Source organism: Mycobacterium sp. E3298 (assembly GCF_001666895.1).
Classification (GTDB): domain Bacteria; phylum Actinomycetota; class Actinomycetes; order Mycobacteriales; family Mycobacteriaceae; genus Mycobacterium.
This window is the reverse complement of the sequence record NZ_LZJB01000346.1, coordinates 1-6,629: the sequence shown is the minus strand read 5'-3', so window position 1 is coordinate 6,629 and position 6,629 is coordinate 1. Positions and strand designations below refer to the sequence as shown.

Below are 6,629 nucleotides of genomic sequence, written 5' to 3'. Positions count from 1 at the left end.
TCGACGTCGACCGGGTCGTCAAGGCGCGCGAGAGCATCGCGGTGCTGCGCAACCACTCAGATTTCGCTCAGCTCGATAGGGCAGAATCAGTCGGGTGACGAACCCACAAGGACCGCCGAACCAGGACCCTTCGACGTGGGGCCGTCCCGGCAACCAAGGCCCGTTCGGTCAGCCCCCCACCGAGCGGCCGACCGAGCGGATCAACACCGGTGGTCCGGCGCCCGCGCCCCCGCCGCCGGCCGCCGGTCCGCCGCCGGGTCAGACCGAACGGATCGCCACGCCGCCGCCGAACATGCAGCGGCCCGAGTACGCGCCGCCGCCCCCGCCGACCCCGCCTGCGGGGCCGACGGAGAAGCTGCCCACCCCGGGCGAGGAACCGGCGCAGGGCAAGAAGAAGCGCCGCTTCCTGCGCGACCCGCTCTCGGTGCTGCTGGTCTGCATCATCGTGGTCTGCCTGGTGATCGCAGGCCTGGTCGGCGCGGAACTGTACGTCCGCCACGTCGCCAACAGCAAGGTCGCCGAAGCGGTGGCCTGCGAGGTCAAGGACCAGGCCACCGCATCGTTCGGGGTGGCGCCGTTGATGCTGTGGCAGCAACTCACCAAGCACTACACCAACATCTCGGTGCAGACCGCCGGTAACCAGGTCCGCGACGCCAAGGGCATGAAGATCGACATCAACATCCGCGACGTCCGGCTCAAGGACACGCAGGACTCCAAGGGCACGATCGGCTCACTCGACGCGACCGTCACCTGGACGTCCGACGGCATCAAGGAGTCGGTCCAGAACGCGATTCCGGTGCTGGGCCCGTTCGTCACCAACACCGTGACCACCCACCCCGCCGACGGGACCATCGAGCTGAAGGGCATGTTGGACAACCTGACCACCAAGCCGGTGGTGTCGGGGACCGGCCTTCAGCTGCAGATCGTCAGCTTCAATGCGCTCGGCTTCACGATGCCCAAGGAGTCGGTGCAGTCGACCCTGGACGACTTCACCTCGCAGTTCACCAAGAACTACCCGTTGGGCATCCACGCGGACAGCGTGCAGGTCACCAACGACGGTGTGACCAGCCACTTCTCGACGCGTAACGCAAGCATCCCGACCGGCAACAACAACGACCCCTGCTTCGCCAACCTCTGACAATTCAGCCCGTTCGGCAACGATGCGCGCCGGCACGGCGCGGTGAGGCGCCGGACAATTCAGCCCGTTCGGCAACGATGCGCGCCGGCACGGCGCGGTGAGGCGCCGGACAATTCAGCCAAGCCCGTCGAGCACGGCACGGGTGCCGGACAGGCCGAGCCGGGTGGCGCCGGCGTCCAGCATCGCGAGCGCGTCCGCGGCGGCGCGGATGCCGCCGCTGGCCTTGACGCCCAACCGGCCCCCGACGGTCTGACTCATCACGGTGACCGCGCGCACCGACGCGCCCCCCGCGGGATGGAACCCGGTCGAGGTCTTGACGAAGTCGGCGCCGGCGTCCTCGGCCGCGCGACACACCTGGACCAGCGTGCTCTCGTCCGTCCCGGAGAACAGCACCGCCGACTCCACGATCACCTTGAGCACCGACCCGGCATCCACGTCGTTCATGGCGGCCCGCACGGCCGCGATGTCGGCCCGCACCGCGTCGATGTCTCCCGCCAGCGCGGCGCCGATGTCGATGACCATGTCCACCTCGGCGGCCCCCGACGCCACGGCCCGTTCGGCCTCATGCGCCTTGACCGCCGAAATGTGCTTGCCCGACGGGAAACCCGCGACGCTAGCCACCCGGACGCCCCCGGTGCGCACCGCGACCGGAACCATCGACGGCGACACGCACACCGCGTAGACGCCCAATTCGGCGGCCTCGCCGACGAGCGCGGCCACGTCCGCCTCGGTGGCCTCGGGCTTGAGGAGCGTGTGGTCGACCATCGCCGCCAGCTGCGCCCGGGTGGGTTTGCCGGCCACTAGAACCTCTCCTCGGGCCCGCCGGGATTGCAGCCCGACGCGACCATCTCGGCGTCGTCGACGACCGGGCGCCACGGCTCCAAGTTCCAGCTGGTCTTGCCGGGCTCGGCCACCTCGGCGAACTGCCAGTGGCAGATGAACTGCGCGCGCATCCCCGGGGTGTCCGCGTCCGGCGACAGCGCCAGCACCTCGCCCCACGCCTCGTCGGCGAGCGCGACGTTGCCGGGTTGCCCGGCGGCGGCCGCCCGCCCCGACGGTGTCGGGAAGACGCGCAGGCTGCTCATGCCGCGCCACTGCCCCCACTCGGTGTGGTCGATGAACGGCGGGGACGGCAAAACCGGAGCGGCCGCCGCGGTGGCCGCCGGGCCCCACAGCGCGAGAAGCACGGCGGCGGGCGCCGTCAGCAGCGCCTTCATCCGGCTAGCGCGACTTACCTTGGATTTCCAGAAGTTTCGGCCGTACGTCCACGAGATAGACGCCGGCCGCGCACGCGGCGATCGCCATCCCGAGTACCCCGAAAACAAAACTCAGGATGGACGTCAGCGCGACAGCCAGCCCCAGGATCACCAGCCACACCGGCTTGGTCAGCTTTTCCGCGGCCGTGTACGCGTCGGGCCGCTGCAGCGCGGCGTGCACGAACGCGTATACCGCCGTGACCAAAACGGCGATCTGCAAGACCAACATGACGGTTCCCACGAGGTGGCTCACGCCTTAAGCGTATGCGGGCCCCGTCCCAAACGTCGACTCAGAGTTGCCCGAGGGCAACTCCGAGTCGACCGTCGGACTTACTTCTGGGTGACCTTCTTGGCGGACGCCTTCTTGGCCGGAGCCTTCTTGGCCGGAGCCTTCTTGGCGGGCGCCTTCTTGGCGACGGCCTTCTGGGCCTTCTTCGCCGTCTCGTCGGACTTCTTGGGCAGCTCGATGCCGACCAGCTTGGCTGCACGCTCGCCGACCGCGCGGGTCTGCGATGCGACGGTGCCCAGCGCTTCCTGGGTCAGCTCGACGGCCTGGTCCACGTAGCCCTCCGCGCGCGCGGAGGCGTCGTCCAGACCCGTCTGGCTGCGCAGCCGCTGCAGGGCGGCCTCGCCCCGCTCGACCAGCTCGTTGTAGCGGTTGGTCGCGGCGTCCAGGTAGCCCTCGGCCGCCTTGCGCAGCTCGTCGCTGGTGAAGCGCTCGCGCAGCTCGCCGAGCTGCTCGGGCAGGTCCTCCTGCAACTTGGTCAGGCGAGCGCGGCTCTCCTCCACCCGGGTGCGGGTGTCGACGCGGGTCTCTTCGGCGCGATCACGCAGGTTCGCGATCAGCTCGTTGACCGTCGCCAGGGCCAGGTCGGCCGCGCCGAGGGCCGCGAGCAGCGGAGCCCGCAGATCTTCGATGTTGGTGTTATCCGCCATGGTGATTCCTTTCGTTAACGGCGTTCTTGGGTGTTGCTATGGGAGACGAAGGGCTGTAATCCAAGCGGTCGGTGGTCTATGCGTGCCGGCCAGAAGGGGGAAGCTCACTCGCCGTTGGGTTCGGTGGAACACTCCTCGTCGCTTGGTTCACTGATTTCATTTTGTTGGGTGAACGATGTGTAGATGTCGAGCAGAACCTGCTTCTGGCGCTCGGTGATCGCGGTGTCGGTGATAATGGCGTCGCGCACCTGGCTTTTGTCGCTCGGCTCCAAAATCCCGGCCCGCACATAGAGAACCTCGGCGGAAACCCGCAAGGCCTTCGCGATTTGATTGAGCACGTCGGCGGACGGCTTGCGCAATCCGCGCTCCACCTGGCTCAGGTACGGATTGCTGACCCCGGACTTTTCGGCGAGTTGGCGCACCGAGACCTGCGCGAGTTCGCGCTGGGTGCGAATGAAGCTGCCGATGTCCGAGGCCATGTCGGAGGCGGCATTGGACACCTTCGCGGAGAGCTTCTCCTCGGGTGCCATGGCGCGCTCCTGGGTCGGATGGTCGATGGTGACGGCCATCAGACTACTACAAGTGCTTGCTATTGCAAGCACTTGTTAGCACTACTAGAAAAGTACCTGCGCGACCGCGTAGATCACCAGGCCCGCCAGCGACCCGACCACGGTCCCATTGATCCGGATGAACTGCAGGTCACGGCCCACGTGCAGCTCAATGCGCCGGCTGGCCTCCTCGGCGTCCCAGCGCTCGATGGTGTCGGTGATGATCGCTGTGATCTCGACTCCATATTGCGAAACCAGGTGCTGGGCCGCCCGAACGATCCAGTTGTCCACCTTGTCGCGCAGGTCGGCGTCGTCGCGCAGCGACTCCCCGATGCGGACCACCGTGTCGGCGATCCGGGTGCGCAGCGTGCTGGACGGGTCGTCCACGCCCTCGAGCACCAGCCGTTTCAGCGTCTTCCAGGCCGTCGCGGCGGCATTGGCGATCTCGTCGCGCGCCATCAGCTGCTCTTTGATCGCGTCGGCGCGCGCGATGGTGTCGGCGTCGTTTTGCAGGTCGTCGGCGAATTCGAACAGGAACCGGGTCGCCGACCGGCGCAGCTCGTGATCGGGATTGCGGCGCACCTTGTCGGTGAAATCCATCAGCTCCCGGTGGATGCGATCGCCCACCAGGTGGTCGATGAACCGCGGCGACCACGTCGGCGAGTCACGCTCGACGACCCGCTGGATCACCTCGCCGGCGTTCAGCGACCATTGGAAGGCCCGGTCGGCCAGCAACTGGATAAGTGCCTCCTGCCGGTTCTCGGCCAGCAGTGTCGCCAGGACCCGCCCGACCGGCGGCCCCCACTGGGGCTCGGCGATGCGCCGCACGATCATCCGGTCGATCACCTGCTGGACGTCCTCGTCGCGCAGCAGCTCGACCAGCACCCGTAGCACCGTGGCGGTCTCGCTGGCCACCCGCTCGGCGTGCGAGGCCTCCGACAGCCACTTGCCGAGCCGTCCGGGCACCTGGGCGTCGCGGAGCTTGGTCTCCACCACAGGGGGCGACAGGAAGTTCTCCCGCACGAAGGTGCCCAGCCCCTCGCCGAGCTGATCCTTCTTGCGCTTGATGATCGCGGTGTGCGGGATGGGGATGCCCAGCGGATGCCTGAACAGCGCCGTCACCGCGAACCAGTCCGCGAGGGCGCCCACCATCCCGGCCTCGGCGGCGGCACCGACATAGCCGACCCAGGCGCCCAGGTTCGCGTGGGCCTGCGCCCAGCGGCAGCCGAGGAACAGGCCGGTGGCGCCGATCAGAAAGCTCAGCGCCACCGCCTTCATCCGGCGCAGCGCCACCCGTCGCTCGGCGTCGGCCTGCGGGTCGGCGCCGGCGAAGGATTCGGCGAGCGACGGATGGGGACGCCCGGTTCCGCTCGACGGGGTCGTCGGGGCGGGGGCCGCCGCGCGGGGCCCCGGTGCTTCGCCTCGGGGCGAGGCTCTGTGTACCACCACTCCATCATTCATCGTTGCGGGCGTTTGGTGTGACCGCACTGTTCACAAGCCCGCGAGGGGCGCGCGGTCACCGTTCGAAACAGGCCCGCACGCCGTATTATCGAGGGCGTCTAGTGAATGGGATATCGGCGACAGTGGCAGAGCGAACGTTGGCGGCGGCGGCCAAGACGGATGGCCGCAAGCGGCGCTGGCACCAACACAAGGTGGAGCGCCGCAACGAGTTGGTAGACGGCACGATCGACGCGATCCGGCGGCAGGGCGGCGCCCTGAGCATGGACGACATCGCCGCGGATATCGGCGTATCCAAGACGGTGCTGTATCGCTACTTCGTCGACAAGAACGACCTGACGACCGCCGTGATGATGCGGTTCACCCAAACCACCCTGATTCCCAACCTGGCCTCGGCGCTGACCTCCAATCTGGACGGCTTCGACCTGACCCGCGAGGTCATCCGGGTGTACGTCGAAACCGTCGCGAACGAACCCGAGCCATACCGCTTCGTGATGTCGAACAGCTCGGCCAGCAAGAGCAAGGTGATCGCCGACTCCGAGCGCATCATCGCCCGCATGCTCGCGGTGCTGATGCGCCGACGCATGCAGCAGGCGGGGATGGACACCGGCGGGGCGGAGCCGTGGGCCTACCTGATCGTCGGCGGTGTGCAACTGGCCACCCACTCCTGGATGTCGTTCCCGCGCATGAGCCGCGACGAGTTGATCGACTACCTGACGATGCTGAGCTGGAATGCGTTGAAGGGCATCGTCGAGGTAGGCGGATCGCTGGAGAAGTTCCGCGAGGAGCCCCACCCGTCGCCGATCGTTCCGCCCCGCGGCCAGTAGATGCGTCCCCGCGGGGGGCCCGGGGCGGTTCTCATTTTGTGAATTCGACCCGTTTCGTGTGACGCTATGACCCGCTAGTGAGAACGACGTGCATCGCCCGCAGCGACTAGCATGCAGAGGGTGCACCGGGGGCGACGCAGCTGCGCCGTGCTGGCCGGGCGTCCCTGCCTCCGCGTAAATGAAAGGCTCTTCTCGACATGTCTGTGCAGCTCACGCCGCATTTCGGAAACGTGCAAGCCCACTACGACTTGTCCGATGATTTCTTCCGGTTGTTCCTGGACCCCACCCAGACGTACAGCTGCGCCTACTTCGAGCGCGACGACATGACCCTGGAAGAGGCGCAGCTTGCCAAGATCGACCTGGCGCTGGGCAAGCTCAAGCTGGAACCGGGCATGACGCTGCTGGACATCGGCTGCGGCTGGGGAGGAGCGCTGCACCGGGCGATCGAGAAATATGACGTCAACGT

At 67.7% G+C, this 6,629-nt stretch carries 8 protein-coding genes and 2 pseudogenes; 4 read left to right on the top strand and 6 right to left on the bottom strand.

All coding sequences use genetic code 11. From position 1 onward, the window contains the following. Together A9X05_RS32230 and A9X05_RS16070 are read left to right on the top strand one after the other, a co-directional pair. Nucleotides 1-98 (top strand): annotated as a pseudogene (locus tag A9X05_RS32230) (hydrolase); the annotation flags it as partial. Beyond that, nucleotides 95-1,138 carry a DUF2993 domain-containing protein gene (locus A9X05_RS16070; protein WP_067757617.1) on the top strand — a complete coding sequence of 348 codons (1,044 nt, stop codon included), beginning with the start codon at nucleotides 95-97 and terminating at the stop codon, nucleotides 1,136-1,138. The pseudogene A9X05_RS32230 and the gene A9X05_RS16070, both read left to right, overlap by 4 nt. 114 nt (nucleotides 1,139-1,252) lie before the next feature. Here A9X05_RS16070 and deoC read toward each other — a convergent pair whose 3' ends face one another. From deoC to A9X05_RS16040, 6 genes are all read right to left on the bottom strand, one after another. Further along, nucleotides 1,253-1,939 carry a deoxyribose-phosphate aldolase gene (gene deoC, locus A9X05_RS16065; protein ID WP_067757614.1) on the bottom strand — a complete coding sequence of 229 codons (687 nt, stop codon included), beginning with the start codon at nucleotides 1,937-1,939 and terminating at the stop codon, nucleotides 1,253-1,255. Further along, nucleotides 1,939-2,355 carry a DUF2599 domain-containing protein gene (locus A9X05_RS16060; RefSeq protein WP_067782594.1) on the bottom strand — a complete coding sequence of 139 codons (417 nt, stop codon included), beginning with the start codon at nucleotides 2,353-2,355 and terminating at the stop codon, nucleotides 1,939-1,941. Before A9X05_RS16060 ends, deoC begins: the two co-directional genes overlap by 1 nt. 4 nt (nucleotides 2,356-2,359) lie before the next feature. Then, a complete protein-coding gene (locus A9X05_RS16055) occupies nucleotides 2,360-2,647 on the bottom strand; it encodes a DUF2516 family protein (RefSeq protein WP_067282206.1) in 288 nt (95 codons plus the stop codon). A 77-nt stretch (nucleotides 2,648-2,724) separates the two neighbouring features. Continuing rightward, nucleotides 2,725-3,330 (bottom strand): heparin-binding hemagglutinin, encoded by a 606-nt coding sequence (locus A9X05_RS16050; protein WP_067757608.1) that lies wholly within the window; start codon nucleotides 3,328-3,330, stop codon nucleotides 2,725-2,727. 104 nt (nucleotides 3,331-3,434) lie between these two features. Then, nucleotides 3,435-3,860 carry a helix-turn-helix domain-containing protein gene (locus A9X05_RS16045; RefSeq protein ID WP_067757727.1) on the bottom strand — a complete coding sequence of 142 codons (426 nt, stop codon included), beginning with the start codon at nucleotides 3,858-3,860 and terminating at the stop codon, nucleotides 3,435-3,437. Nucleotides 3,861-3,944: 84 nt separating this feature from the next. Beyond that, nucleotides 3,945-5,339: a DUF445 domain-containing protein gene (locus A9X05_RS16040; protein ID WP_067757605.1), complete on the bottom strand. Its 1,395-nt coding sequence runs from the start codon at nucleotides 5,337-5,339 to the stop codon at nucleotides 3,945-3,947. Between the two features lie 122 nt (nucleotides 5,340-5,461). On the opposite strand from A9X05_RS16040, the gene A9X05_RS16035 reads away from it, so the two are divergent. Both A9X05_RS16035 and pcaA read left to right on the top strand, forming a co-directional pair. Then, nucleotides 5,462-6,163: a TetR/AcrR family transcriptional regulator gene (locus A9X05_RS16035; RefSeq protein WP_067757602.1), complete on the top strand. Its 702-nt coding sequence runs from the start codon at nucleotides 5,462-5,464 to the stop codon at nucleotides 6,161-6,163. A gap of 197 nt (nucleotides 6,164-6,360) precedes the next feature. Then, nucleotides 6,361-6,629, top strand: a pseudogene (gene pcaA, locus A9X05_RS16030) (cyclopropane mycolic acid synthase PcaA); the annotation flags it as partial.